The following is a 22,931-nucleotide window of genomic DNA, read 5'->3' as shown; positions in this document are numbered from 1 at the left end:
GTCAGTCCTCCAGTTGCGTGGTGCGCGCAAGCGCGCAGAATTGGTCGCCGCTGGTCAGCAGCAGGTCCACGCCTAGCGGGAACGCGGCGTGGTTGGCGCGCCAGCTTGCGCGGAAGCCGTCGGGCAGGCCGTTGACATGCAGACGCTGCGTGGTCTCGATGCCGGGGCCGCGCAGTGTCAGCGATTCGCCGTCGGCAAGAGACGCGACTTCCGCGATGAGCGTCGCCGACCGGTCCGGATAGGCTGGCTCGCCCTGCGCACAAGCGGCCAGGGGTGGCTGCGCATGGCCGGCGGGAACGCAGACAAAGGTGGCCGCGCCGACGTCGTCCACCAGCGGGCAGCCGCAGTGAAAGCGCAGGAAGGCCCGCACCGCAGCGGGCACGCCTGCCGGCAGCCAGACCGGGGTATCGGCGTCGGCCAGCGTCAGGAGCAGCGCGGCCTGGGCCGGCGAGAGGCCTTCCGGCACGCCGCTTGTCGCGGGCAGCGGCTGCACGGTGCCGGGCCGGGCCATGGCATCGAGCGTGGCGCGAAACACCTGCTGGGCATCTTCGACCGGATTGCCGAAGCCGGGCAACAGCGAGGCGCTCGCCGCGGCGGTGGTGGGTTGGAGCGGTTGCATGTCAGTCTTCTCCGCGAACCATGGTGAAAAACTCCACGCGCGTCTGTGCGGCAACGCCCGCGCGGCTTGCGGCCCGTTCGGCCTGGGCCCGTGCGAGCGGCCCGAGCACCGTTTCCTGCACGCGCTGGTGCCAGTCGGCGCGCTGAAGGAGGGCGTCCAGCACGGCCGCCTGCTCGGCGTGGCGCGTGCCGCGGCCCTGAATGTAGGCGACGCCCGCCGTGCCGCCCGCGGTTCCGCCTTCGAGCACGACGGCGCAGCGCGTCACCGTGACTTCGCCAAGGTTGAACTGGGCGCCAGTGCCGCCGGCACGGCCGCGCACCATGGCCATGCCGGCTTCCGGCTTGCGCAGCAGGCGGTGGGCGGGCAGGCCGCCTGGACCGGAAAGTTGCGCGTAGGCCGCATCGAGCGCATCCGGCGGCGCCAGCGCCAGGATGCGCAGCCACGCAGCACGGGCTGCGTTGGCGTCCGCCGTGGTATCGTCTTGCATTGTCACCCCTATACGTCTATACGTTTAGATGTTAGCAGTATCAGCACGGCGACACTAGAACATACTGGTATGAAGCTTTCGTGACGGACCCGGCCGATGCTCGGACTCGACCGTGCGAAGGCGGGGCTGAGGCACAATCACGGGTACGGACCGGAACCGGTAGTGAAATCCGCTCCGATGAATGCTTGATGACAAAGGGCAAGGCAAGACAATGTCTGATCGAGAAGTGGAACGGGGTTCCGGCGTCGCGGTATGGCGCCAGATTGGCGAGGCGCTGGCAGCGGACATCCGCAACAAGCTCTATGGCCCCGGTGAACAACTGCCGCCGGAACCGGAGCTGGCCAGCCGCTTCGCCGTCAACCGCCACACCATCCGCCGCGCCATGGGCGAGCTGGAACTGAGCGGCCTCGTGCGGATCGAGCAGGGCCGTGGCACCTTCGTGCAGGAACACGCGATCGACTATGCGATCGGGCGCCGCACGCGCTTTTCGCAGAACCTCGCCGCGCAGGGCATGCGCGGGCATGTCGAGATGCTGGACAGCCGGGTATTGCGCGCGCCCGACATCGCCAGGCACCTGGGCCTGCCGCGCACCGCGGACATCCTGCACGTGCAGATGATCGGCAAGGCCGAAGACCGCACCATCGACGTCGCCGAGCACTATTTCGACAACAAGCGCTTTCCCGGCCTGGCCGAGCAGTTGCGCGAAAAGCTGTCGATTTCGCGCGCGCTCGCACACTTTGGCATTGCCGACTACACGCGCAAATGGTCGCGCATCACGGCGTCGATGCCGAGCGCGCCGGTCGCGCGGCTGCTGAACCAGCCCAAGACACGCCCGGTGCTGCAGGTGGAGGCGCTGAACGTCGATATCGACGGTGCGCCGCTGCAGTACAGCATGACCCGCTTTGCCGGAGACTGGGTGCAACTCACGGTTTCCGACAGTGAGTAACATGCCCGCGATCCTGAAGCATTCCGTGACCGCCGGGAACGACGGCGCCGTGTCGCATTGGTCTAGACATCCGGCTGTCATTTACCGGCACTAACGTATCGCCTATGCATATCACTAGCCAAGCTACCACGGCCCCGCTCGCGGGGATTACAGGCCGCCGCGTGCTGGGTACGGGCGCCATCGTCCCGGCCACGCTGGGGTTCCATGACGGCTGCGTGGCGCAGCAGATGCCGCAGGCGGGGCCGTGTCTCGACGCCGGCGACCTGCTCGTGCTGCCGGGCATCGTCGATCTCCATGGCGATGCCTTCGAGCGCGCCGTGATGCCGCGCCCCGGCGTGAGCTTCCCATACGCGGGCGCGCTGCTCGATGTGGACCGCCAGCTGCTCGCGCATGGCATCACCACCGAGTTCCACGGCGTGACGCTGTCATGGGAAGGCGGGCTGCGCGGCGAGGCCTACGCACTGCGCATGTTTGAAGCACTGGCCCAGCTCGGATCGGTGCTCGGCGCCTCGCACAAGGTCCACCTGCGCTTCGAGGCCTACCATCTCGACGGCGTGGAGACGGCACTTGCCTGGATGGAAGCCGGGCGCGTCGGGCTGCTGGCCATCAACGACCACCTGCCGACCATGGTCCGCCGCATCGGCGACGACCGCAAGGTCCTGCAATACGCGGAGCGCGCCGAGTGCGACATGGAGACCTTCCGCAACCGTCTGCGCGCGGCCAGCCGCCACGAACAAGACGTACCGGGCGCCATGTCCCGCCTGATTGCCGCGGCGTGCGGCGCGGGCCTGCCCGTGGCATCGCACGACGACCCGGACCTTGCCACGCGGCAGCGCTACCACGGGCAGAGTTGCCGCATCGCGGAATTTCCGCTGTCGGTCGAGACCGCGCGCCTGGCCCGCCAGCTCGGCGATGACGTCGTGTTCGGCGCGCCCAATGTGGTACGCGGCACCAGTCATACCGGTGCGCCCAATGCCACCGAAATGGTATCGGCGGGGCTGTGCACGGTGCTGGCGTCCGACTACTACTATCCGGCCCCGCTACAGGCCGCGTTCAAGCTGGTGCAGCTTGGCGTGGTGGACCTTCCCGGAGCCTGGAAGCTGGTATCGCGCAATCCGGCGCGCGCCGCGGGCCTGCGTGACCGCGGCACCCTGGTCCCCGGCCTGCGCGCCGACGCGATCGTGGTCGATGACCGCCAGCCCGGCCTGCCGCGCGTGGTCGCGACGATCGTTGGCGGCCATCTGAAGCATGCCGCCATGCCGCTGCCCATGACCGATATTTCCGGCGCGGGCCTGGCCGGCAACGACAGCAAGGCAGCGTGATCATGCAAGCCCATCGCTACGCCATCTACCTCGCCCCCGGCGAGCCGTTCCGTACGTTCGGCAGCCAGTGGCTCGGCCGCGACGCCGACACCGGCGCCGCGCTGCCTCATCCGGACCGGCCGCGGGCATGGATCGACGCGCCCGCGCACTATGGCCTGCATGCCACCCTGAAGCCGCCGTTCAGGCTGGCGACGGGCGCCAGCGCGCCCATGCTCGACGCGGCTGCCCGGTCGTTTGCCAGGGAACACAACGCGATCGATGCACCGCTGGTCCTGCGTGAGCTGCGTGGCTTCGTGGCCTGGTGCCTGGACGAGAACACGGCCGGTGCACGCGCAACACACGCACTGGCCGATGCCTGCGTGCAGGCATTCGAGCCGTTCCGCGCGCCCGCGACCGCCGAGGAAGTCGCCCGCCGCCGTCCGCATCAGCTCACGGCCGCGCAGCGTCAGATGCTGGAAGCCTGGGGCTATCCCTATGTCTTCGACACCTTCAAGTTCCATATCACGCTGACGGGCATGCTTGCGGCCGTGGATGCCGTTGCCGCGCTGGCAAGACTATCCGCCGATTGCCAGGAGCTGCTGCAAACGCCGCTGCATGTGGACGGCATCAGCGTATTCGTCCAGCCGGAGGCCGGTGAAGATTTCGTCGTCGGCAGGCACTACCGCTTCGACGGCAGCGTGGTGGACGGAGCCGGCACCGCCTATCTGGAAGCATGAGCCAGCCCATGAATATCGACGGCACCGGCCTGTTCTATGTCATGGGGCCATCGGGCAGCGGCAAGGACTCGCTGCTGCGCGCGCTGCATTCGCGCCTGGGGCCGCGCGACCGCGTGGTTGTGGCCCATCGCTACATCACGCGGGACGCGGATGCCAACGAGGCTTCCGTCTCCCTTTCCGCTGGCGAGTTCGAGCGCCGCGCCGCGCTTGGCTGCATGGCCTTGCACTGGCGCAGCCATGGCCTGCACTATGGCATCGGCCTGGAGATCGAGCCGTGGCTGGCGCGCGGCCTGAAGGTCATCGTCAATGGCTCGCGCGAGCACCTGCCGCATGCGGTGGCACGCTACCCGAAGCTTTGCGCCGTGCATGTCCGCGTGAAGCCGGAAGTGCTGGGCGCGCGCCTGCGCCAGCGCGGCCGTGAGTCCGAAGAGGCGATCGTGCAGCGTCTCGCGCGCGCGGATGAGTCCTTTGCCGTGCCGGCGCAATGCCGCGTGGTCGAGATCGACAACAGCGGCGCGCTGGAAGATTCGACCCTGGCATTCGCCCGGCTGGTCGGCCTCTGACCGGCGGCTGGACGCGCTCGTTGCGGCAGGCGCTCCGGCTGGGCGTCAGTCCAGCGTGACCCCGGTGTCGGCCGTCAGCTTCAGCACCACCGGCAGGTAAGCCTTGTAGGCACTGGCTGCCTCGGACGGGGTGTTGCCGATCGGTTCTGCCCCCATGTCTTCGACACGCTTGGCGAAGGCCGGGCTTTTCACCAGCGCGCTGACCTCGCGGCCGAGGCGGTCGACGACAGGCTGGGGCGTTTTGGCCGGGGCCATCAGCGTGATCGGGCCGGTCAGCCGGTAGGCGTCGTCGGGAAAGCCTGCCTCTGCAAAGGTGGGCACGTCGGGCAGAGACCTGGCGCGCCACGGTCCGGTCACTGCGATCGGCCGCAACTTGCCGCCGGCGAAGTGTTGCTGCAACGCGGTGACCGAGCCGACGGTCACATTGACCTGGCCGGCGAGCAGGTCGGTCACCATCGGCCCCTCGCCGCGGTAGGGCACGTGCAGGATGTCGACGCCGTACTTCCTGGCCATGTAGGTCTGGATGGTATGCGGCTGGGTGCCCGGCCCCCAGGAACCCATGCGCAGCTTGCCCGGTTCCTTTTTGGCGTAGTCGATCAGTTCGGCCACGGTCTTGACCGGCACGGCGGCATTGACCGCCAGCACGGTGCGCGCGGTGGCGATGTCGGAAATCGGGCGCAGGTCGGTGCGCGGATCGTAGGGCAGCTTCTTGTATAGCGCCAGGTTCGACGTGATCGGGCCAGGGATGGTCAGCAGCAGGGTGTAGCCGTCGGGCGCCGCCTTGGCCGCCTGGTCTGTGCCGATGATGCCGCCCGCACCGCCCTTGTTTTCAACCACGATGGTCTGGCCAAGCCGCTTGCCGAGGCCATCCGCAAGCGCGCGCGCCAGCGTGTCGGTCAGTCCGCCTGCCGGGTACGCCACCACCAGCCGCACCGGCCTGGTCGGGTAGGCATCCTCGGCGCCTGCGCCAGGCGGCAGCAGGCACAAGGCCGCGGCTGTGATCAGCAAGGCTCGCCGCCGGCGTGCCAGGGTGCGGTTATTCATGTTCTTGTCTCCTTTTCGAATCTGTGCCCGATGCCGGAGAACCTTATGGGCGGCACGCCTCATGGGTCAATAAGACAGCCTATATTTCCAATATTTGGAAATTGATTCCGCTTTTTGACACTGGATGGCTCGCTGTCCAGACTGGGTAAAGAGGAAAACGCCATGAACCTGCCAGTCGAACAATTCATTGCCGAACGCCGCCGCGACGATCCGTCCTTCGGCGGCCTGCTGGCCAAGGGCTTCGCCCTGCTGCGCTGCTTTATCGACGAGCCGCGCCCGCTCGGCAACGGCGAGCTGTCGCAGCGGTTGCAACTGCCGCGCGCCACCGTCTCGCGCATTTGCCGCACGCTGTTCGAGCTGGGCTACCTCGACTGGGATCCCAAGCTCGACAAGTACTTCGTCAGCGCTCAGGTGCTGGCGCTGGGCTACCCGTACCTGGCCGGGCTGCAGGTGCGCCACGTGGCCCGGCCACTGATGCAGGCGCTGGCGGACCGCATCGAGGGTGCCGCGTCGATGGGCGTGGCGCACCGGCTCGACGTGACCTACTTGCAGTCCTGCACCCACAACGAGGGCACTCCGGCCCGGCCGGGAACCGGCGCCGTGCGCTCGGTGTTGAGCACGGCCATGGGCCGGGCCTACCTGTGCACCTTGTCGAAGGCGCAGTTCGAAAGCCTGATGGTGGCCGCCCGCGAGGAGCGACCCGAGGAGTACGCCGCGTTCTACGACACGCTGTGCCAAAACGTCGCGCACTACCCCAAGCGCGGCTTCGCGCTCAACGAGGGTGACGCCGGGGTCGGCGTGTACGGCGTGGGCGTTTATTCGCGCATCAAGTACCTGAACCGCCCGCTGCTGTTCAACTGCGCCGTGCCTGGCTCGCAGGTGAAGCGCGGGATGATGGAAAAGAAGGTGGCGCCGCTGCTGATGGAGATGGTGCGCTCCATCGAGGCCGCCACCGGCCTGCGCTATTAGCCGGCCAGGCCCGGCCGAAACTAACCATAAAACAAGACCTGGAGACAGCCACATGGTTGACCTGAATTCCCTGCTGTACCCGCGTTCGATCGCGGTGGTCGGTGCTTCCACCCAGCCGGACAAGGTGGGGGGCATGCCGATCCGGCTGCTGCGCGAACTGGGCTATGCGGGGCGCCTCTATCCGGTCAACCCGTCCGCTGCCGAGGTGCAGGGCCTGCGTGCCTATGGCTCGCTGGCGGAGATCGGCGAACCCGTCGACCTGGCGATCGTGGCGGTGCCGGCCAGCGCCAGCCAGGACGTGATGGCGCAGCTGGCCGGCAACGGCACGCGGGCCGCGGTGGTCTTCACCTCAGGCTTCGCGGAAGCCGGGGAGGGCGGCGTGCGCATGCAGGACATGCTGGCGCGCGGCGCACGCGATGCCGGCGTGACGCTGCTGGGCCCCAACTGCCTGGGCGCGATGAACCTGCGCGAGCGCATGTTCGCCACCTTCTCGCCGATCCCGCTTGGCGGCGTGCCGCCGGTCGGTGAAGTCGGGCTGGTCAGCCAGAGCGGGGCCTTCGGCGCCTATGCGTACGCGCTGGCGCGCGAAGCGGGGCTGGGCCTGAGCCACTGGGTCACCACCGGCAACGAGGCCGGGCTGCAGGTTGCCGACGTGATCGCGTGGCTGGCCAACGACCCGAACACCCGCGTGATCCTTGCCTACATTGAAGGCTGCCGCGACGGCGCGCGCCTGCGCCAGGCGCTGGCCGCGGCGCGTGCGGCGGGCAAGCCGGTGGTGGTCACCAAGGTCGGCACCACGGCGGCAGGCGCGCGCTCGGCGCAGTCGCACACGGCCAGCCTGACTGGTGAGGATGCGGTGTACCAGGCGGTGTTCGATGCCTACGGCGTGCACCGGGCCCATACGCTCGAAGAGTTCTTCCGGCTCGGCTATGTGCTGACCCGCGGCCGGCGGCCGGCGGCCTGGCAGCGCCGGGAAGCGGGGCGCACCGGCGCCGCCACGCCGCTGGCGATCGTCACCGTGTCGGGCGGCGTGGGCATCATGATGGCCGATCGTGCCGAACAGCTGGGATTGCCGCTGCCGCCGATGCCGGACGACGCGGCCGAGGCGCTGCGCACCGCGATCCCGTTCGCCAGCACCGCCAATCCGATCGACGTGACGGGGCAGGTGGTGGCGCAACCGCGCGTGTTCATGGACGCCATCGCAGGCGTGGCGCGCAGCGGCGCCTACGGCTGCGTGGCGGCCTTTCTCGCCGGTGGCGCCAGTGCGCCGCGGCTGTGGCCAGCGCTGCAGCAGACCATCGGTGCGTTAAGCGAAGACGCAGATGCCGCACCGCTGCTGCTGGCCGGCATCGTCGACGACGACAAGCGCGAATGGCTGGAAGCACGCGGCTGCCTGGTGTTTCGCGAACCTGGTCACGCCGTGGAAGCCGTCGCCACGCTGGCGCAGGCGGCGGAGCTGGAGTCCGCCCGGCGTACGTCGTCAGAGACCGGGCCGCGGACCGATGCGCGACTGCGCGAGCTGCCGCGTGGAGCCACGGCGCTGTCCGAGCACGAGGCCATGCGCCTGCTCGCCGACGCCGGCGTGCCGGTAGCTCCGCACGGGCTTGCGCACGATGCGGACGAGGCGGTGCGCATTGCCGAGGGCCTTGGGTATCCCGTGGTGGTGAAGCTGTGCTCGCGCGAAATCCTGCACAAGAGCGATGTCGGCGGCGTGGCACTCAACCTCGCCGATGCGCAGGCGGTGCGCGATGCCTTCGACCGCATGGCGCAAGCGGTCGCCCTGGCGCGCACCGAAAGCGGCGCGCCGGTGCCATTCGAAGGCGTGCTGGTAGCGCGCATGGTGCGAGGCTGGGGCGAGGTGATGGTCGGCGTGCGGCGCGACCCGGTGTTCGGGCTGGTGGCGCTGGCGGGCATCGGCGGCACTGCCGTCGAGATCTTCCGCCAGACTGCCTGCGGGCTGGCGCCGCTGTCACGCGCACAAGCGCGCGCGATGCTGCGCGACTGCCGCGCCGCCGCGTTGTGCGAAGGGCATCGCGGCAACCCCGCAGTGGATCTCGATGCCGCCGCGCAGGTGCTGGCCACGGTGTCGCAACTGGCCGCCGAGCTGGGCGAGCGCCTGGACACGCTCGAGATCAATCCTTTTATCGTTACCGCGCAGGGGCTGGTCGCCGCTGACGCGGTGGTCACGCTTCGCCCGGACAGTCGCAGCGCTTCATAGCGACGGCGCGCAACGCGATGGACAGGATGCCCGCGCAGACGGGCGCCGCTGTCGCGACAAGACGCAGTACCTCAAACAAGACAGGAGACAAGCATGCAGATGCACACGCACTTGCCGGCGCGGCGCATGGCGCTGCACGGACTGGGCGCGCTCGCCGTGGCACTGTGCGGGGTAGCTTCCCCTGCGCACGCCGGCGCGTATCCCGACAAGCCGATCCGGCTGGTCGTACCGTTCCCGCCGGGCGGCGGCACCGACGTGGTCGGCCGGCTTCTCGCGGCGGGACTGTCCAGGGAACTCGGCAAGACCGTGGTGGTGGAGAACGTGGCGGGTGCCACTGGCACCATTGGCTCGGCCCAGGTCGCGCGCGCCGCGCCTGACGGCTACACGCTGGTGCTGGGCATCTCCGCCACGCATGCGATCGCGCCAGCGATCTTCCCCAGGCTGACCTATGATCCACTGCGCGACTTCGTGCCCGTCAGCCGGCTTTTCTATGGCGGCAACGTGCTGATCGCCGGCCCCGGCTTTACCGGCCGCGACCTGCCCGAGCTGATCGCCACGGCCATGCGCCCCGGTGCCGACCTGGCCTACGGTTCATGGGGCAACGGCTCCGGCGGCCATCTTGCGGGCGAAAGCCTCAACGTGCTAGGCGGCATCCACCTGCGCCATATCCCCTACAAGGGCGTGAGCCCGATGCTGACCGACGTAATGGGCGGCACGCTGCCCGTGGCCATGTCGGACCTCGCTGGCACGCTGCCGCTGATCCGCAGCGGCAAGGTGAGGGCGCTGGCGGTCACTGGCTCCGAGCGCTCGCCCGCGCTGCCCCATGTGCCGACCTTTACCGAAGCGGGCGTGGCGTTCGGCGTCGACAGCTGGTTCGCGCTGTTCGCCCCCGCGCGCACGCCGGTCGAGATCGTCGACAAGCTCGAACGCGCCACGGTCGCGGTCATGCAAGATCCTGCCGTCAAAGCGCAGGCCGACACGCTCGGCATGCGCTACGCCCCCCAGCCACGCAGCGCCTTCGCTGCGCAGATGCGCAGCGATGTGTCCGCCTGGGCCGCGCTGGTCAAGTCAAGCGGTGCGGCCCAGGAATGAGCTGCCACGGTCCCCACTTTGTCCGCCCATTTTCGGAGCCCTCATGAACCATCCCGCACCACAGTTGTTCGCCGCACCCGTCTACAGCTCCAGCCAGGAAGCGCTGGCGGCCGCCGCCGCCATACCGCTGGTGATTTATGGCTATCCGCTGGTCGAAACGATCCGTACTTGCAAGGTGCAGACCGCGGTCAGCCAGGCCACCGCCTATGGCCGCGCCCCGGTCAACACGCTGTCGGCGAGCGAGCGCCAGTGGACGCATGAAGACCGCGATGTCGTCACGCCTGCCAATGACCTGTTGTACTTCTGCGGCTGGGCCAACCTGGCCGACGGACCGGTCACGCTGTGCGTGCCGCCGCTGCCGCAGTGTGACCCACAGCGCGACCGGTACTACGTGGTGGAGCTGCTGGATGCCTGGACCAACAACTTCGAGAACCTGGGTCCGCGCAACGTGCCGGCCGAAGGTGGAACCGTGACGCTGGTCGGTCCCGGCCAGCACGCCGAAGGCGAGCATGTCGTGGCCTGCCCGACCTCGCTGGTGTGGCTGCTGGGGCGCGTGCTGGTACAGGGCGCCGACCTGGCCGCGGCCCATGCGTTCGAAAGCGGCTTTGCGCTCGACGCGCCGGACAAGACGATGCCGCAATGCGTACGCGCATGGTGCGATACCGGCAACGAGGCGCTCGACTTCTTCCAGAACCTGTTCAACGCACTGCGGGAGTATCCGCCCAGCGAGCGCGAACTGGGCGCGTTCACGCTGCTGCGCAAGGCCGGCCTCAAGCTGGAGGGCGAGATCGACGTCACAGCATTGCGCGCGGAGGTCCGCGCCGGCCTGGAGAATGCGTATCGCCAGGCCATGCAGCTGATCGAGGCGCATACGCGCAGCCAGGGCCGCAAGAGCTGGGGCTACAGCCTGAAGCTGGGCATCTATGGCGATGACTGGCTGCAGCGCGCCTGCACCGCGATGAAGGGCCTCGGTGCGCTGCGCGCCGACGAGGCCATCTATGCGATGGCCGATTTCGATGCCGACAGCGAGCCGCTGCATGGCGCGCACGCGTATGAACTGCGCTTCCCGCCTGGCATGCTGCCGCCGGCGCAGGCGTTCTGGTCGGTGTCCTTATACGGCGAGGACCGTTTCTTCAGCGCCAACGAGATCGGCCGCTATGCCGTGGGCGACCGCACGCCGGGCCTGCGCATGGAGGCAGACGGCAGCCTGGTCATCCCGATCTCGCACCGGCGCCCCGAACAGGCCGAACGGGCCGGCAACTGGCTGCCCGCTCCCGCGGGCCCGTTCTACCTGATCCTGCGCCTGTACCATCCCGCGCCGGCCTTTATCGCGGGCGAGTACCGCATTCCGCCGGTGCGCCGGATTGCCTGAGGAGCGAGATTCCATGATGCCATCCGCCGATTTCCATACGCCCGCGCTGGCCCGCGAGGCCGTGCTGTACACGCTGCCGCTCTACGAAATGGCGCGCATGCGCGCCGCCACCTGCCCGCGCCGCCGCCGTGAAGGCGCCTTTGCCGACGAGCGCCCCGACGGCACGCTGCGCTGGGTCAACCAGTTCTTCCACACGCGCCAGCTGCTGGGCCCGCAGCACCGGCAGGTGGTCACGCCCAACAACGACACGCTGTACAGCAACGCCTGGCTCGACCTGTCGCAGGGGGCGCTGCTGCTGGAAGTGCCGGACAGCGCCGGACGCTACTACGTGCTCGGGCTGCTCGATTTCTATACCAACCCGTTTGCCTACATCGGCAGCCGCACCACCGGCACGCAGCCCGGGCGCTTCCTGCTGCACGGTCCCGGCTGGCAGGGCGAAGCGCCGGCTGGCGCCACCGCCATCGCCTGTCCGACCGATGCGGTGTGGCTGCTGGGCAGGCTGCTGGTGGACGGCCCTGACGACCTGCCCGCGGTGCATGCGCTGCAGGACCGCTTCCGGATGACGCTGCCGGACGGCGGCGACGCTGTGCGCGCGTACGACGTCGGCATGCTGCCCAGCGAACACCTCGGCGCGTCGGCGCAACAGGTGCGGCGCTATGCCGAAGTGGTGAACCGCGCGCTGCGCGAGAACCCGCCGCCAGCGGACGAGGCGACGACCGTGCAATCCTTCGCGGCGGTTGGCCTCGGTACCGCCTGCGAGGGCATGCCGCTGGACGATAAACAGGTGGCGCTGCTGGCCGCTGCCATGGAGCAGGTGCTGGACGAGCTGGCCCGGCCGATACCATCCGCGCTTGGCGGCGGCTGGAGCCTGCCAGTCGAGATCGGCGAGTCGTTCGGCACGCGCTATGCCGAGCGCGCCCAGGTGGCGCGCAACTACATCGGCGCGCTGGGCATGGACGAGGCCATGTACATCATCGCTGACTGCGACGCACACGGCCGCCCGCTCGACGGCAACGAAGCGCACGAGCTGGTGTTTCGCGCTGGCCAGCTGCCGCAGGTGGGCGCGTTCTGGTCGCTGACCATGTACGACAAGGGCGACTGCATGCTGGTGGAAAACCCGATCGGCCGCTATTCACTGGGCGACCGCTCGCCCAGCCTGCGCTATGAGCCGGACGGCAGCCTGCGCCTGCACCTGGGTGCCGCCGCGCCGCGCGACGCGGCACGCCACGGCAACTGGCTGCCGGCGCCGGCGGGGCACTTCTACGTGGCCCTGCGGCTCTACGTGCCGGGCGAGGCGCACCTCGGCAAGACCTTCCCGTATCCGGGCATCCAGGCCACGGAGGCATGACGATGACTGCTGACACGATATCGCGCAGGGCCATGCTGGCACGCCTGCGTGGCCTGATGCTGCTGGGTGCGGCGCCCGCGCTGGCGCCGCTGGCAGCACGGGCGCAAGCGTATCCGGCGCGCACGGTGCGGCTGATTTCCCCCTATGGTCCCGGCGGGTCCAACGACACCTCGGCACGGCTGCTGGCCGAAGCGCTGAGCCGCAAGTACGGGCAGCAGTTCGTGGTCGAGAACAAGCCCGGCGCCGGCACCCGGGTGGCCAACGAAACGCTGGCGCGCGCCACTCCCGACGGCTACACGCTGCTGTGGGCCGCCGCGCCGTTTGCCATCAATACGGCGGCCGGGCTGCCACAGCAATACGACATCCACAGGGATTTCGTCGCGGTCGGGCCGCGCGTGGTCGGCCCGGTGTTCCTGATCGTCAAGGCAGACTCGCCGGCGCGCTCGGTCGCGGATTTCGTGAAGCTGGCCCGTGCCAGGGCGCAAGGCGTCACCTTTGCGTCGCCCGGCGCCGGGTCCGGGCCGCACCTGACGGCGGAACTGCTTGGCGCGCAGGCGAGGTTCAAGGTGCTGAACGTGCACTACCGCGGCGATGCCACCGCCTACACCGAACTGCTGGCCGGCCGCGTGGATGCCACGCTGACCGCCATCACGACGGCGCTGCCATTTATCAAGGCAGGCAAGCTGCGAGTGCTGGCGGTCGCTTCGGAGCAGCGCACGCCGGTCTATCCCGATGCGCCCACCTTCGTCGAGCAGGGCTATCCCGGCGTGATCGGCTACGGCTGGTTCGGCCTGATGGCGCCGGCCGGCACGCCCGCCGCCATCGTGCGACAGATCAACCAGGATGCCACCGCCGTGCTGTCCGGCGCGGATCTGCGCAACAAGCTGGCGGCGCTGGGATTGCAGCCCGAGCCGGTGGACAGCGCTGGCTTCGCGGGCTTCATCGACGCGGAAGTGCGCAAGTGGGCGACGGTGATCAAGGCCAGCGGCGTGGTGCTGGAGTAGCCGCACGCACGGCGCTCGCACTCCGCACACAGGCGCTTGGCAGGGCAGCGACGAGCAGCCGGCCCGGCGCCTACAGCGCCGTGCTGAAGCTGATGCCGTGTTCGGTGAACCCCAGGCTCCGATAGAAATCGTGCGTGCGCAGGCGCCGCGCGTTGGAAGAAAGGGCCAGCTTGCACGCGCCGGCCTCGCGCGCGATCCGCATGGCTTCGTGCATCATGGCCTTGCCGACGCCCGTGCCGCGCGCGGCGGGCGCGACCACAACGCCTTCGACAATCGCTTCCGGGCGTCCGTCGTGGACCATGGTCGGGAACAGCAGCAGGCTGAACGTGCCAAGCGGGCGATCGTCCGCATCGACCATCAGGTAGCAGCGGTAGAACGGGAAGCGCTGCATCGCCGCATAGCGTTCGCGCATGGTGGCCAGCGCAAGCTCCGGCTCGTCGTCCATGGTCGCGAGCAGGGCGGCGAGCTGCCGAAGCTCCTCGTCGCTGCCTTGCACCTCGCGCAAGCTCGGCACCGGATCGCTCATGCCGCGGGACGCGCGCAGCGCGCGGCCATGTCCAGGTAGTGCGCGAGCGGCGGCGTGGGCAGATCCACGACTTTCGCCAGGTCATCGTAGCGGCGCAGGCGTACGGCGGCGTCGGCGTACGGGGCCGCCGCGAATGCGCTCGCCTGGGAGGCATCGTAGGGTCCGCCCTGCAGCGCAAGGCTATGGACCGAGGCCTCGGACAGCGTGCCGAAATAGCCGGCATCCATCGCGCACAGGTAGCGCTTGGCGGCCACGTGCAGGCGGACGGGCTCAGTCACGTCCGGGCCGAAGAGCGCCGCCAGTGCATCCGCGGCGGCTTCCTGGTGGCGCATGTCGGTGGTGCTGCTTTCGGCCAGCATCAGGTGGCCGACATCATGCAGCAACGCTGCAATGATCAGCGGCTCGGGTTCGCCGGCCTGCTCGGCCAGTTGCGCGCACTGGAGCGCATGCGCGGTCTGGCTGATCGCCTCGCCGCCGTAGTAGGCGGTGCCGTGGCTGGCGAACAGGGATTCGATGCGGGGCAGGGTCAGCATGGAATTCTGCAATGGGTGCGCTTGGGGTTAGTGTCGGTCAGACCAGTACCTTGCGGATCTGTGCCGATATGACGTCAATCGCCGTCACAAACACGATGATGATGATCATCACGGCGCAGGTCTGGCCGTACTGGAAGCTGCGGATGATCTCCCACAGCACGGTGCCGATACCGCCCGCGCCGACGATCCCCACCACCGAAGCCGAGCGCACATTCGACTCGAAGCGGTACAGCGCGAACGACAGCCACAGCGGCAGCACCTGCGGAATGACGCCGTAGACGATCTCTTCCAGCGGGCCCGCACCGGTGGCGCGCACGCCTTCGACGGGACCCGGGTCGATGGCTTCGACGGCCTCGGCGAAGAGCTTGGCCAGCACGCCCGTGGTGTGGATCCAAAGGGCCAGCACGCCGGCAAAGGGACCCAGCCCGACCGCCACGATGAACAGCATGGCGAAGACCATCTCGTTGATGGCGCGGCATGCATCCATGACGCGGCGCGCCGGCTGGTAGACCCACGCCGGCACGATATTGGCCGAGCACAGCAGGCCGAGCGGCACCGCCATGAAGACGGCCATGGCCGTACCCCATACCGCGATCTGCACGGTCACGACCATTTCTTCGAGATAGTGGCGCCAGTCGCGGAAATCGGGCGGGAAGAAGTCCGCGGCAAACCGCCCCATGTTGCCGGAGTCGCGCAGCAGGTCCAGCGGGCGCATGTCGGCGCCGTTCCACGACAGGGCAAGCATGGCCAGCACGATTGCCCAGACCAGCATCACGGAAAGCGGAGTGCGCGGCGGCCGGGCCTGGCTGTTCGGGGAGGGCGGCAGGGCGTGCCTGGTGGTGACGGTCATGGGGGACAATCCGGTGTGGCGAGAAAAGGCGAGAAAAGGCGGGAGGCATGGCGGCGGCTGGCAGCACAGGCGTGCGCCAGCCGCAAGCGGGAGGTTGAGCGCGGTTACTGGGTGCTGACAGCCTTGTCGAGCTCGGCCAGGCGGCGCGACACGTCGGCAAGCTGCTTCTGCTTGTCCGCGGCGGCCAGCGTGGTATCGGTTTCGATGCGCGCCTTTTCCTTGGCCAGTTCAATCTGGCGGATCGGGACGAGCTGCGCGTCGGTGGACGGACGGAAGCCCTGGTAGGTCAGCGTGGCCAGCACCTGCTTCTCGCGCGCGGCGTCGGCGCCCTTGCCGTAGTTGACGAAGAAGGTCTGGATCTTCTTTTTCAGGTCGGCCGGCAGGTCCTTGCGGTAGACCAGCGGGTCTGCCGGGATCAGCGGGGACTTCCACAGCACGCGGACCATGTCATACGGGTTCTTGCCCGTGTTGATACGATAGCGCTCGAAGTTCTCGGTGTTGTTCACGGCCACGTCCACCTGCTTGTTCAGCACGGAGAGCAGGTTGGTCTCGTGGTTGCTGATACGCACGGCCTTGAACAGGGTCTTCGGCTCGACCTTGTGGGCGGCCCACAGGTAATAGCCCGGCACAGCGGTGCCGGAGGTGGAGTTCGGGTCGCCGGCACCATAGCTCAGTTCCTTGCCGTGCTTGATGACGTCTTCCACGCTCTTGATGTCGCTGTCCTTGCTGACGATCAGCAGCGACCAGTAGCCCGGGTTGCCGTCCTTGTCGATCACGGAGGCGAACACCTCGCCGTTGGCGCGGTCCACGGCTTCCATGGCCGACTTGTTGCCGAACCAGGCGATCTGGACCTTGTTGAAGCGCATGCCTTCGATGATGCCAGCGTAGTCCGACGCAAAGAACGGCTTGACGGTAACGCCGAGCGTTTTGCTGAGGTCATCGATCACCGGCTGCCAGGCCGATTTCAGGTTCGACGACGATTCCGTCGAGATGAAGCCGATGTTCAGGGTTTTGGCGTCCTGTGCAAAGGCGGGCAGGGCGACCATGCCCGATGCAACCACGGCGAGAAAAGTTCTGCGAAGCATGGATGACTCCGGTTGGAATTCGTGTTGGGGAACGTCTGGAAAAAGAACGCGAGGCGCGACCGCCCTCAGGCCGTCGCAAGCTTCATGGTTGCGAGGGCGGGAGCGGGCATGGGCACGCTTCCCGGCCCGGTGGCGAGCGAGTCGTGCAGCAGTTCTTCCGCCTCGGTGCCATACAGGTCGCGCAGCATGTCAGGCGTGAGCGCCGCGGACGGGCCGTCGTAGACGACCTTGCCATGGCGCAGCGCGACCACGCGCGGGCAGTAACGCATCGCCACGTCCACCTGGTGCAGCGACACCACCACGGCGACCTGGCGCGTGCGGTTGATCTGCGCCAGCAAGGACATCACGCGGCGCGACGATTCCGGGTCCAGCGAGGCAATCGGCTCGTCGGCCAGGATCACGCGCGCGTTCTGCACCAGCGTGCGGGCGATGGCGGCGCGCTGCTGCTGGCCGCCCGACAGCGTCGAGGCACGCTGGAACGCATAGTCGTCTATACCAACCTGGGCGAGGGCATCGAGTCCTGCCTGGATCTCGTCGGCCCGGAACAGGCGCAACAGGCTGCGCCATTTCGGCAGCCGCGACAGCATGCCGGCCAGCACGTTGGTCATGACCGGCAAGCGCCCGACCAGGTTGAACTGCTGGAACACGAAGCCGATCTCCGAGCGCACGCTGCGCACGTCGCCCGCGAGGCGTCCGTTGCGCTGGACGGCACGGCCGTTCACGAGGATTTCGCCGGCGTGGGCATCGCCGGTAACGAAGCCGGCAATGTGGCGCAGCAGCGTTGACTTGCCGGAGCCCGAGGCGCCCAGCAGGGCAACCATTTCACCGGGCGCGACGTGCAGCGTGACATCGTCAAGCGCCTTGCGGTCTGCGCGGAACGACTTGGTCAGGCCGCGCACTTCGATGGCATGCATCATCTCGATTCCCTTGCTTGAATGACGAACGCATTCTGGCGGCAACCCGTGACAGAACGATGACGATTGCAGCGCTTGCGGCGAGCCGTGGAAGGGGAAAACGCGTAGTTGAATTTCGTCACGCAACCGTCATAATCGCTTTCCAGAATCATCCTCAATCCGGCTTCTATGCAATCGCTGATGCGCGTGACGATTCGTATGATCACCGTACCGGGCACTCCCGGACGGGCCGCCCTTCACAGGGCGGCTGTTTACCCAACGTCGGAAGACGGCGCAGCCCCGCTGATGGTGAGCGACTGGAGCCAGCGCGAGCCCGAAGTCTTCCTCGCGGCGCAAACCTGGGCGCGAAGCCGCGCATTCATCATTTCCAATCCGCGCAGCGGCTCTTTCTACGGCGGCCGGTACGGTCGGTACTAGTCCACTGCATTGCCAGCTGCGCACCGCTGCAGTGCGCAGAAGACCGATCCGGAACGACGATGGCCACAAGACCATCGCGCTTTCGCATGCCACGCGTGCGGATTGCACGTCCGTCGACGCATCCAGCGCATACAATCTTCTAGTCAAATATGCATTCCCACCCCCATTGCGCCGGAACATTGCCAGCCGGCCGCAGGCGGGACGGTGCGGTCGGTGTGTCCTTTGCAGCGGCATGACCGCGGACGCGAAAACACGAACAATTAGCGGAGGTCCCGCCATGGTCCGTATCCGTGTGTTCGATATCGTGCGGTTCTAATTGCAGGCCGCAGGCCTGGCGCAATTCCCGCTGGTCGTGGGAGGCGTGGTGCCGGTGGTCAATCTCGACGGCGTTGGCGCGGGGCAGGTGCGCCTGACCGGTGCGCTGCTAGCCGGCATATTCCAGGGCAAGATCGTTAACTGGAATGACCCTACCATTGCGCAGGCAAATCCCGGCATCGCCGGCGTGGTGTTCGTGCTGATGCCACGCGGTGCCAACGCGAATGGCGTCGCCAGGGATGCGCTCGCGTTTTTCCGCTGGGCATTGCGCGAAGGGCAGGCCGACGCGGCCGTCGAACACTACGTGGCGCTCCCGCCGGCGCTGGTCGAACAGGTCGAAGCCTACTGGGGACAATGGTTCAAGCCGGGCGTCGGCCCTGGCGCGCCACGCGGCGATCCATGACTTCGAGTTCGCATGGCGGGTGCATCTTCGCCAGTCATGGCGGCGTCACGGCATGGTGTTATTCAGGTTGCTTGCCGTTGCCATGCGATCATCGCCGCCATGCCTGCCTTCCCTCCCGACCTGAAGACCGAATCCCGCCGCCCTTGGCTGCGCCGCGGCATGCTGGGGGCTGCACTGCTTGCGCTTTCGACGCTGGCGCTGACCGCGCAATGCCGCCAGGACGATCTGTGGCTGCCGGGCATGACGCGCGACAGCCTGTGGCAGCACGTGCAGGAGCGCTGCCTGGTCCCGGAACGGGAGCGCCACGCCGATTGTGCGGTCGTCGACCGCGAACGCGGCCTGGTGCTGTACAAGGACGCCCTCGGCCCCAGCCATTACCTCGTGATCCCCGACCATAAAGTGACCGGCGTAGACGATCCTGCGCTGTGGGAAAGTGGAACCGGGAACCAGTGGGCGTTCGGCTGGGAGGCGCGCGACATCGTCAGCAAGGCCATCGGCAAGCGCGTGCCCGACAATCTGGTCGGCCTGGCGGTGAACTCCCGTGCATCGCGCAGCCAGGACCAGCTTCATATCCACCTCGACTGCATCGGCGAGGCCGCGCGCGCGTTCATTGCCGATCACGCCGGCCAGGCAAGCGAGGGCTGGGCCGAGTTCCGCTTCCAGGGCAAGCCGGTGCGCGCGGTGCTGATTCCGTCTTCCGACGACACATTGCGCTTCAATGCGTTCGACGCCGTCCGGACAAGTCTTCCGCAAACGGGGCGGGTCACGGACCGCGGTGTGTTTGTCACCTACGTGTCGCGCCAGGACGGCCGGTCCGGATTCCTGGTCGTGGATCAGCCGGTGGATGCCGCGTCGGGGAGCACCGGCCACGCCAGCGATTTCCTTGACCGGGCATGCCGGCTTGGCCGAACGCAGTGACGTGGCAGGCGGTCCCGCGCCAGCCGTGTGGCGCCCGGGCGGACATGGGGTGGTGTCCGGTCAAACGATCCCGAGAAATCGCCACGCCACCGGCGCCGATGTTCTACGCTGGTGGGGATCCGACCCGAGAGCGCGGGGTATTCATGGCGACACCATCACAATTCATCCAGTGCTACGCCCATGCACCAGAGTCCGCCCCAGAGGCCTGGCACTGGGATTGCCCGATCTGCATCAGCCGGTTTTGCGCGGGTGCAACCCATGCGGTTCGGCGTGGCATCAGCTTTGCGCTGTACTGCCAACATGACAAGCGACTCCTGATCGCACGCCCGATGTCTGGCGACCAGATCGAACTGAGCCTGACCGGGCCGCTCCCTGAAAGCGCGGCCATCGAGGCCGTGGCTGCGGCCAACGCCGACGGGCAACGCGTCGTCTACCAGCAGGACCTCACGCATTGAGGCTCGCGGCGGCCTGACCTGCCAGAGATCGCCATGCGCGGAACATAGTGATATATTACATATCACCACATGACCCTATCTCGCACCGCAGGCACGGACCATCCCCGGCCTCGAGATGCTGGTGGCGGGGCTGATCGCCTATCTGTCGAGCGATGCCATTGACGGCTGGCTGTACCAGCGCAGCCGCGATGGTGTGTTGCTGCCGTGGCCGGTCTTGCGCATTCGCCACGTGGAGCGTCTCTGGCGCCTCCAGGCCGAACAGTGCGGTACATCGCTGTCCGGGGAGTTGGTCAATGCGCTGACCGCTACCTACCCGAAGGCGAGCGGGCGCGACATCAAGGAGCTGATGAAGCTCGCAACCCGCTACGCCAAGGCGAAGCAGATTGCGCTGTCGGAAGACGTGTTCGGGCTATGCGCGCAGTTCCGTGCGATTGATTAGGTGGCTGGCGCCGCGAGCCATCGAGATCACGGCACATCTCGCGCCGCGTGGCGGGAGATGTGTCATGCCATTGGAGCTGGTTTGCGAATCCACGGCCATTGCCGCCAGCGGCGAGATGGCCCGGCGGCTCGACGTGTCCGATGGGTTCCCGCTGCTGCGCATCCGCAGAACGCGATCGTGGCGCCATCAACCGCGCTTCGGCAGTTTCCAGCCCGGCCGGATGAAATGGCAGGTGTAGCCGTTAGGGTAGCGTTCCAGGTAATCCTGGTGTTCCGGCTCGGCTTCCCAGAACGGGCCCGCGGGTACGACCTCCGTCACGACCTTGCCGGGCCACAGGCCTGAGTGCTCGACATCGGCAATTGTGTCTTCCGCTGCCTGCTTCTGGGCATCATCCCGATAGAAAATGGCCGAACGGTAGCTGGTGCCGACGTCGTTACCCTGGCGGTTTCTTGTGGTCGGGTCGTGGATCTGGAAGAAGAACTCCAGGATCTGGCGATAGCTGATCTGCTGTGGGTCGAAGACGATCTCGATCGCTTCCGCATGGGTACCGTGGTTGCGGTAGGTGGCGTTGGGCACATCGCCGCCCGTGTAGCCCACGCGCGTGGTCAGCACGCCCGGATACCGCCGCAGCAGGTCCTGCATGCCCCAGAAGCAGCCGCCGGCCAGGATTGCGATTTCGGATTGGGTGGTCATGGCTGGGTCCTTTTCGTTCTGTTGCGTTGCCTGGCCCCGGCGGAGCAGGCTCTCGCGGGGCGTTTGCACATTGTCCTCCATTGGAGGGCAACGATGTTCCGCAAGGTTGGCCGACGGGACAGGCTTGGGGTCGGGATTTCTCTCATGTCAGTGGCATTCCAGCTCAAGCGCAGCAGCGGGCTGCCCTGTCACCGTAGCCCTATCCGGCCAGCGCAGTAGCGGCTTCGGCAATGCGCTCCGCCAGCCGGCTGGCAACGGGCTGGCGGCTGTGGGGCGCACGCTCGACCAGGCCGACTTCGCGGTAGAACGTGTCCGCGCCCAGCGGCAGCGCCACGACGCCCGGCGGCCCTTTCCCGCATTTCCCCGCTGCAAACGTGCGCGGGGACAGCCCGACACCCAGCCCGCGCGCCACGAGCTGCACGATACCTTCCAGTTCATCGAGTTCGATCGCTTCCTGCACCACCACGCGATGCTGGCGCAGGAACTGGTCGACCAGCCGGCCACCGAACGAGCCGCGGTCATAGCGGATGAACGGCGCCGACTCGATGGCCTCGCGCCAGTGGCAGCCTGCCATCGCGGCCGGCACCAGCAATTCGAACGGCTCGCGCAGCAGCGGGCGCCAGTCCAGTTCGGCAGGCAGCGCGTAGGGCGGGCGGATCAGCACCGCGATATCGATGTCTCCGGCATCGACCTGGCCCAGCAGGCTCAGCGATACGCCCGGCACCATGCGCACGCGGCAGCCCGGCAGTTCGGCGCGGAAGCGGGCAATGGCATCGGGCAGGAAAGTGACCTGCGCCGACGCGATGGCGCCAATGCGCACCATGCCGCCTTGCGCGTCGGGACCCTGGCGGCCGATCCGTTCATACAGCGCGACCAGCTCCTCGGCCAGCGCCAGCGTGTCCTGGCCGGCCGCGTTGAGCCGGGCCGAGCGCCCGGTGCGGTCGAACAGCGGAAAACCCAGCTCCTCTTCGAGCCGGTGGATCTGCGCGCTGACTGCTGACTGGGTCAGGCCAATCCGCGCGCCAGCCCCTGCAAAAGTGCCGTGGCGGGCGACGGCGATAAAGGTGCGTAGCTCTCGCAGCATGCCGATTTATCGAATTTCATGTTGCTCAGCCTGAAAATATATCGCTTTTCATCATGATTCGTCATGCATAGACTTGGCCCGTGTGAAGGCTGGTCCCAGGCACTGCCTGCGCCGCCCGACATCCCTCCAATTCTCGAGAGCCCCAAGCCATGAGCGCACCCGCCGCCGTCCTGCCCCCGTTCCACCTGGCCTTCCCCGTCCACAACCTTGCCAGCGCGCGCGAGTTCTATGGCGAGCTCCTTGGCTGCCCTGAAGGCCGCAGTTCGGACGCATGGATCGACTTCAACTTCTACGGCCACCAGATCGTGGCGCACCTGGCGCCCGATGAGTGCGGCCACCATGGCACCAGCGCCGTTGACGGCCATGCCGTGCCCGTGCGCCACTTCGGCGCGGTGCTGTCGATGGAGGCCTGGCAAGCCGCGGCCGACCGGTTGCGCGCGGCAGGCGTGGAATTCGTCATCGAGCCGCACATCCGCTTCAAGGGCGAGGTGGGCGAGCAGGCCACCATGTTCTTTTTGGACCCGTCGGGCAATGCGCTGGAACTGAAGGCGTTTTCCGACATGTCCTCGCTGTTCGCGAAGTAGGGGAGCGGGGCGGAC

26 protein-coding genes are annotated in these 22,931 nt (G+C 67.8%); 16 read left to right on the top strand and 10 right to left on the bottom strand.

Going from position 1 to position 22,931, the window contains the following annotated elements; all coding sequences use genetic code 11:
- Window position 1 precedes the first annotated feature (1 nt).
- Both phnH and phnG read right to left on the bottom strand, forming a co-directional pair.
- A complete protein-coding gene (phnH, locus tag CupriaWKF_RS27305) occupies window positions 2–619 on the bottom strand; it encodes a phosphonate C-P lyase system protein PhnH (RefSeq protein WP_276101550.1) in 618 nt (205 codons plus the stop codon).
- Between the two features lies 1 nt (window position 620).
- On the bottom strand, window positions 621–1,106 hold the full coding sequence (gene phnG, locus CupriaWKF_RS27300) for a phosphonate C-P lyase system protein PhnG (protein ID WP_276101549.1): 486 nt from the start codon (window positions 1,104–1,106) through the stop codon (window positions 621–623).
- Between the two features lie 211 nt (window positions 1,107–1,317).
- Here phnG and phnF point away from each other — a divergent pair, with 211 nt between their 5' ends.
- From phnF to phnN, 4 genes are all read left to right on the top strand, one after another.
- Window positions 1,318–2,052 carry a phosphonate metabolism transcriptional regulator PhnF gene (gene phnF / locus CupriaWKF_RS27295; RefSeq protein WP_276101548.1) on the top strand — a complete coding sequence of 245 codons (735 nt, stop codon included), beginning with the start codon at window positions 1,318–1,320 and terminating at the stop codon, window positions 2,050–2,052.
- A gap of 104 nt (window positions 2,053–2,156) precedes the next feature.
- Entirely contained in the window at window positions 2,157–3,374 is a 1,218-nt protein-coding gene (locus CupriaWKF_RS27290; RefSeq protein WP_276101547.1) for an alpha-D-ribose 1-methylphosphonate 5-triphosphate diphosphatase, read from the top strand.
- A complete protein-coding gene (locus CupriaWKF_RS27285) occupies window positions 3,371–4,090 on the top strand; it encodes a DUF1045 domain-containing protein (RefSeq protein WP_276101546.1) in 720 nt (239 codons plus the stop codon). The genes CupriaWKF_RS27290 and CupriaWKF_RS27285 overlap by 4 nt, the downstream gene beginning before the upstream one ends.
- Window positions 4,087–4,653, top strand: coding sequence for a phosphonate metabolism protein/1,5-bisphosphokinase (PRPP-forming) PhnN (gene phnN, locus CupriaWKF_RS27280; RefSeq protein ID WP_276101545.1), 567 nt, complete (start codon window positions 4,087–4,089; stop codon window positions 4,651–4,653). The genes CupriaWKF_RS27285 and phnN overlap by 4 nt, the downstream gene beginning before the upstream one ends.
- 45 nt (window positions 4,654–4,698) lie before the next feature.
- Here phnN and CupriaWKF_RS27275 read toward each other — a convergent pair whose 3' ends face one another.
- Entirely contained in the window at window positions 4,699–5,697 is a 999-nt protein-coding gene (locus tag CupriaWKF_RS27275; protein WP_276101544.1) for a tripartite tricarboxylate transporter substrate binding protein, read from the bottom strand.
- 162 nt (window positions 5,698–5,859) lie between these two features.
- On the opposite strand from CupriaWKF_RS27275, the gene CupriaWKF_RS27270 reads away from it, so the two are divergent.
- The 6 genes from CupriaWKF_RS27270 (at window position 5,860) to CupriaWKF_RS27245 (ending at window position 13,700) form a co-directional block, all read left to right on the top strand.
- On the top strand, window positions 5,860–6,666 hold the full coding sequence (locus tag CupriaWKF_RS27270; protein WP_276101543.1) for a helix-turn-helix domain-containing protein: 807 nt from the start codon (window positions 5,860–5,862) through the stop codon (window positions 6,664–6,666).
- Between the two features lie 52 nt (window positions 6,667–6,718).
- Complete coding sequence (locus tag CupriaWKF_RS27265; protein WP_276101542.1) at window positions 6,719–8,884, top strand: acetate--CoA ligase family protein; 2,166 nt, start codon at window positions 6,719–6,721, stop codon at window positions 8,882–8,884.
- A gap of 93 nt (window positions 8,885–8,977) precedes the next feature.
- The gene (locus CupriaWKF_RS27260; protein ID WP_276101541.1) at window positions 8,978–9,976 is read left to right on the top strand and encodes a tripartite tricarboxylate transporter substrate binding protein; all 999 of its coding nucleotides are present in this window, start codon (window positions 8,978–8,980) and stop codon (window positions 9,974–9,976) included.
- 43 nt (window positions 9,977–10,019) lie between these two features.
- Window positions 10,020–11,348: a DUF1254 domain-containing protein gene (locus CupriaWKF_RS27255; protein ID WP_276101540.1), complete on the top strand. Its 1,329-nt coding sequence runs from the start codon at window positions 10,020–10,022 to the stop codon at window positions 11,346–11,348.
- A gap of 16 nt (window positions 11,349–11,364) precedes the next feature.
- Window positions 11,365–12,696: a DUF1254 domain-containing protein gene (locus CupriaWKF_RS27250; RefSeq protein ID WP_276103232.1), complete on the top strand. Its 1,332-nt coding sequence runs from the start codon at window positions 11,365–11,367 to the stop codon at window positions 12,694–12,696.
- A 56-nt stretch (window positions 12,697–12,752) separates the two neighbouring features.
- Window positions 12,753–13,700, top strand: a complete 948-nt coding sequence (locus CupriaWKF_RS27245) for a tripartite tricarboxylate transporter substrate binding protein (protein ID WP_276103230.1) — start codon at window positions 12,753–12,755, stop codon at window positions 13,698–13,700.
- 70 nt (window positions 13,701–13,770) lie between these two features.
- Here CupriaWKF_RS27245 and CupriaWKF_RS27240 read toward each other — a convergent pair whose 3' ends face one another.
- The 5 genes from CupriaWKF_RS27240 to phnC form a co-directional block, all read right to left on the bottom strand.
- On the bottom strand, window positions 13,771–14,226 hold the full coding sequence (locus CupriaWKF_RS27240; RefSeq protein ID WP_276101539.1) for a GNAT family N-acetyltransferase: 456 nt from the start codon (window positions 14,224–14,226) through the stop codon (window positions 13,771–13,773).
- Window positions 14,223–14,759, bottom strand: coding sequence for a phosphonate degradation HD-domain oxygenase (locus CupriaWKF_RS27235; protein WP_276101538.1), 537 nt, complete (start codon window positions 14,757–14,759; stop codon window positions 14,223–14,225). The genes CupriaWKF_RS27240 and CupriaWKF_RS27235 overlap by 4 nt, the downstream gene beginning before the upstream one ends.
- A gap of 37 nt (window positions 14,760–14,796) precedes the next feature.
- Window positions 14,797–15,609, bottom strand: coding sequence for a phosphonate ABC transporter, permease protein PhnE (gene phnE, locus CupriaWKF_RS27230; protein ID WP_276101537.1), 813 nt, complete (start codon window positions 15,607–15,609; stop codon window positions 14,797–14,799).
- 104 nt (window positions 15,610–15,713) lie between these two features.
- Window positions 15,714–16,694 carry a phosphonate ABC transporter substrate-binding protein gene (gene phnD, locus CupriaWKF_RS27225; RefSeq protein WP_276101536.1) on the bottom strand — a complete coding sequence of 327 codons (981 nt, stop codon included), beginning with the start codon at window positions 16,692–16,694 and terminating at the stop codon, window positions 15,714–15,716.
- Between the two features lie 65 nt (window positions 16,695–16,759).
- Window positions 16,760–17,611 carry a phosphonate ABC transporter ATP-binding protein gene (gene phnC / locus CupriaWKF_RS27220; RefSeq protein ID WP_276101535.1) on the bottom strand — a complete coding sequence of 284 codons (852 nt, stop codon included), beginning with the start codon at window positions 17,609–17,611 and terminating at the stop codon, window positions 16,760–16,762.
- A gap of 165 nt (window positions 17,612–17,776) precedes the next feature.
- Here phnC and CupriaWKF_RS27215 point away from each other — a divergent pair, with 165 nt between their 5' ends.
- From CupriaWKF_RS27215 to CupriaWKF_RS27195, 5 genes are all read left to right on the top strand, one after another.
- Window positions 17,777–18,025 carry a CDP-diacylglycerol pyrophosphatase gene (locus CupriaWKF_RS27215; RefSeq protein ID WP_276101534.1) on the top strand — a complete coding sequence of 83 codons (249 nt, stop codon included), beginning with the start codon at window positions 17,777–17,779 and terminating at the stop codon, window positions 18,023–18,025.
- A gap of 316 nt (window positions 18,026–18,341) precedes the next feature.
- The gene (locus tag CupriaWKF_RS27210; RefSeq protein ID WP_276101533.1) at window positions 18,342–18,743 is read left to right on the top strand and encodes a substrate-binding domain-containing protein; all 402 of its coding nucleotides are present in this window, start codon (window positions 18,342–18,344) and stop codon (window positions 18,741–18,743) included.
- Window positions 18,744–18,842: 99 nt separating this feature from the next.
- Window positions 18,843–19,661 (top strand): CDP-diacylglycerol diphosphatase, encoded by an 819-nt coding sequence (locus CupriaWKF_RS27205; protein ID WP_276101532.1) that lies wholly within the window; start codon window positions 18,843–18,845, stop codon window positions 19,659–19,661.
- A 329-nt stretch (window positions 19,662–19,990) separates the two neighbouring features.
- Window positions 19,991–20,116, top strand: coding sequence for a hypothetical protein (locus CupriaWKF_RS27200; protein ID WP_276101531.1), 126 nt, complete (start codon window positions 19,991–19,993; stop codon window positions 20,114–20,116).
- A gap of 121 nt (window positions 20,117–20,237) precedes the next feature.
- Window positions 20,238–20,555 carry a hypothetical protein gene (locus CupriaWKF_RS27195; protein WP_276101530.1) on the top strand — a complete coding sequence of 106 codons (318 nt, stop codon included), beginning with the start codon at window positions 20,238–20,240 and terminating at the stop codon, window positions 20,553–20,555.
- Between the two features lie 186 nt (window positions 20,556–20,741).
- Here the strand turns inward: CupriaWKF_RS27195 and msrA are convergent, their stop codons facing one another.
- The gene (gene msrA, locus CupriaWKF_RS27190; RefSeq protein ID WP_276101529.1) at window positions 20,742–21,248 is read right to left on the bottom strand and encodes a peptide-methionine (S)-S-oxide reductase MsrA; all 507 of its coding nucleotides are present in this window, start codon (window positions 21,246–21,248) and stop codon (window positions 20,742–20,744) included.
- A 199-nt stretch (window positions 21,249–21,447) separates the two neighbouring features.
- Complete coding sequence (locus CupriaWKF_RS27185; RefSeq protein WP_276101528.1) at window positions 21,448–22,332, bottom strand: LysR family transcriptional regulator; 885 nt, start codon at window positions 22,330–22,332, stop codon at window positions 21,448–21,450.
- Window positions 22,333–22,481: 149 nt separating this feature from the next.
- On the opposite strand from CupriaWKF_RS27185, the gene CupriaWKF_RS27180 reads away from it, so the two are divergent.
- Window positions 22,482–22,916: a VOC family protein gene (locus CupriaWKF_RS27180; protein ID WP_276101527.1), complete on the top strand. Its 435-nt coding sequence runs from the start codon at window positions 22,482–22,484 to the stop codon at window positions 22,914–22,916.
- The last annotated feature ends 15 nt before the right edge of the window (window positions 22,917–22,931 follow it).

This window comes from Cupriavidus sp. WKF15 (assembly GCF_029278605.1).
GTDB lineage: Bacteria > Pseudomonadota > Gammaproteobacteria > Burkholderiales > Burkholderiaceae > Cupriavidus.
The sequence above is the reverse complement of the archived record's forward strand: the minus strand, read 5'-3'. Positions and strand labels throughout refer to the sequence as shown.

Coding starts and splice junctions, on each gene's coding strand:
- phnG (WP_276101549.1), bottom strand. CDS start 1,106: ATGCAAGACGATACCACGGCGGACGCCAACGCAGCCCGTGCTGCGTGG.
- CupriaWKF_RS27200 (WP_276101531.1), top strand. CDS start 19,991: ATGTCTGGCGACCAGATCGAACTGAGCCTGACCGGGCCGCTCCCTGAA.
- phnF (WP_276101548.1), top strand. CDS start 1,318: ATGTCTGATCGAGAAGTGGAACGGGGTTCCGGCGTCGCGGTATGGCGC.
- phnN (WP_276101545.1), top strand. CDS start 4,087: ATGAGCCAGCCCATGAATATCGACGGCACCGGCCTGTTCTATGTCATG.
- CupriaWKF_RS27245 (WP_276103230.1), top strand. CDS start 12,753: ATGCTGCTGGGTGCGGCGCCCGCGCTGGCGCCGCTGGCAGCACGGGCG.
- CupriaWKF_RS27180 (WP_276101527.1), top strand. CDS start 22,482: ATGAGCGCACCCGCCGCCGTCCTGCCCCCGTTCCACCTGGCCTTCCCC.
- phnE (WP_276101537.1), bottom strand. CDS start 15,609: ATGACCGTCACCACCAGGCACGCCCTGCCGCCCTCCCCGAACAGCCAG.
- phnH (WP_276101550.1), bottom strand. CDS start 619: ATGCAACCGCTCCAACCCACCACCGCCGCGGCGAGCGCCTCGCTGTTG.
- phnD (WP_276101536.1), bottom strand. CDS start 16,694: ATGCTTCGCAGAACTTTTCTCGCCGTGGTTGCATCGGGCATGGTCGCC.
- CupriaWKF_RS27255 (WP_276101540.1), top strand. CDS start 10,020: ATGAACCATCCCGCACCACAGTTGTTCGCCGCACCCGTCTACAGCTCC.
- CupriaWKF_RS27265 (WP_276101542.1), top strand. CDS start 6,719: ATGGTTGACCTGAATTCCCTGCTGTACCCGCGTTCGATCGCGGTGGTC.
- CupriaWKF_RS27250 (WP_276103232.1), top strand. CDS start 11,365: ATGCCATCCGCCGATTTCCATACGCCCGCGCTGGCCCGCGAGGCCGTG.
- CupriaWKF_RS27270 (WP_276101543.1), top strand. CDS start 5,860: ATGAACCTGCCAGTCGAACAATTCATTGCCGAACGCCGCCGCGACGAT.
- CupriaWKF_RS27290 (WP_276101547.1), top strand. CDS start 2,157: ATGCATATCACTAGCCAAGCTACCACGGCCCCGCTCGCGGGGATTACA.
- phnC (WP_276101535.1), bottom strand. CDS start 17,611: ATGATGCATGCCATCGAAGTGCGCGGCCTGACCAAGTCGTTCCGCGCA.
- CupriaWKF_RS27275 (WP_276101544.1), bottom strand. CDS start 5,697: ATGAATAACCGCACCCTGGCACGCCGGCGGCGAGCCTTGCTGATCACA.
- msrA (WP_276101529.1), bottom strand. CDS start 21,248: ATGACCACCCAATCCGAAATCGCAATCCTGGCCGGCGGCTGCTTCTGG.
- CupriaWKF_RS27185 (WP_276101528.1), bottom strand. CDS start 22,332: ATGCTGCGAGAGCTACGCACCTTTATCGCCGTCGCCCGCCACGGCACT.
- CupriaWKF_RS27260 (WP_276101541.1), top strand. CDS start 8,978: ATGCAGATGCACACGCACTTGCCGGCGCGGCGCATGGCGCTGCACGGA.
- CupriaWKF_RS27235 (WP_276101538.1), bottom strand. CDS start 14,759: ATGCTGACCCTGCCCCGCATCGAATCCCTGTTCGCCAGCCACGGCACC.
- CupriaWKF_RS27215 (WP_276101534.1), top strand. CDS start 17,777: ATGCAATCGCTGATGCGCGTGACGATTCGTATGATCACCGTACCGGGC.
- CupriaWKF_RS27240 (WP_276101539.1), bottom strand. CDS start 14,226: ATGAGCGATCCGGTGCCGAGCTTGCGCGAGGTGCAAGGCAGCGACGAG.
- CupriaWKF_RS27205 (WP_276101532.1), top strand. CDS start 18,843: ATGCCTGCCTTCCCTCCCGACCTGAAGACCGAATCCCGCCGCCCTTGG.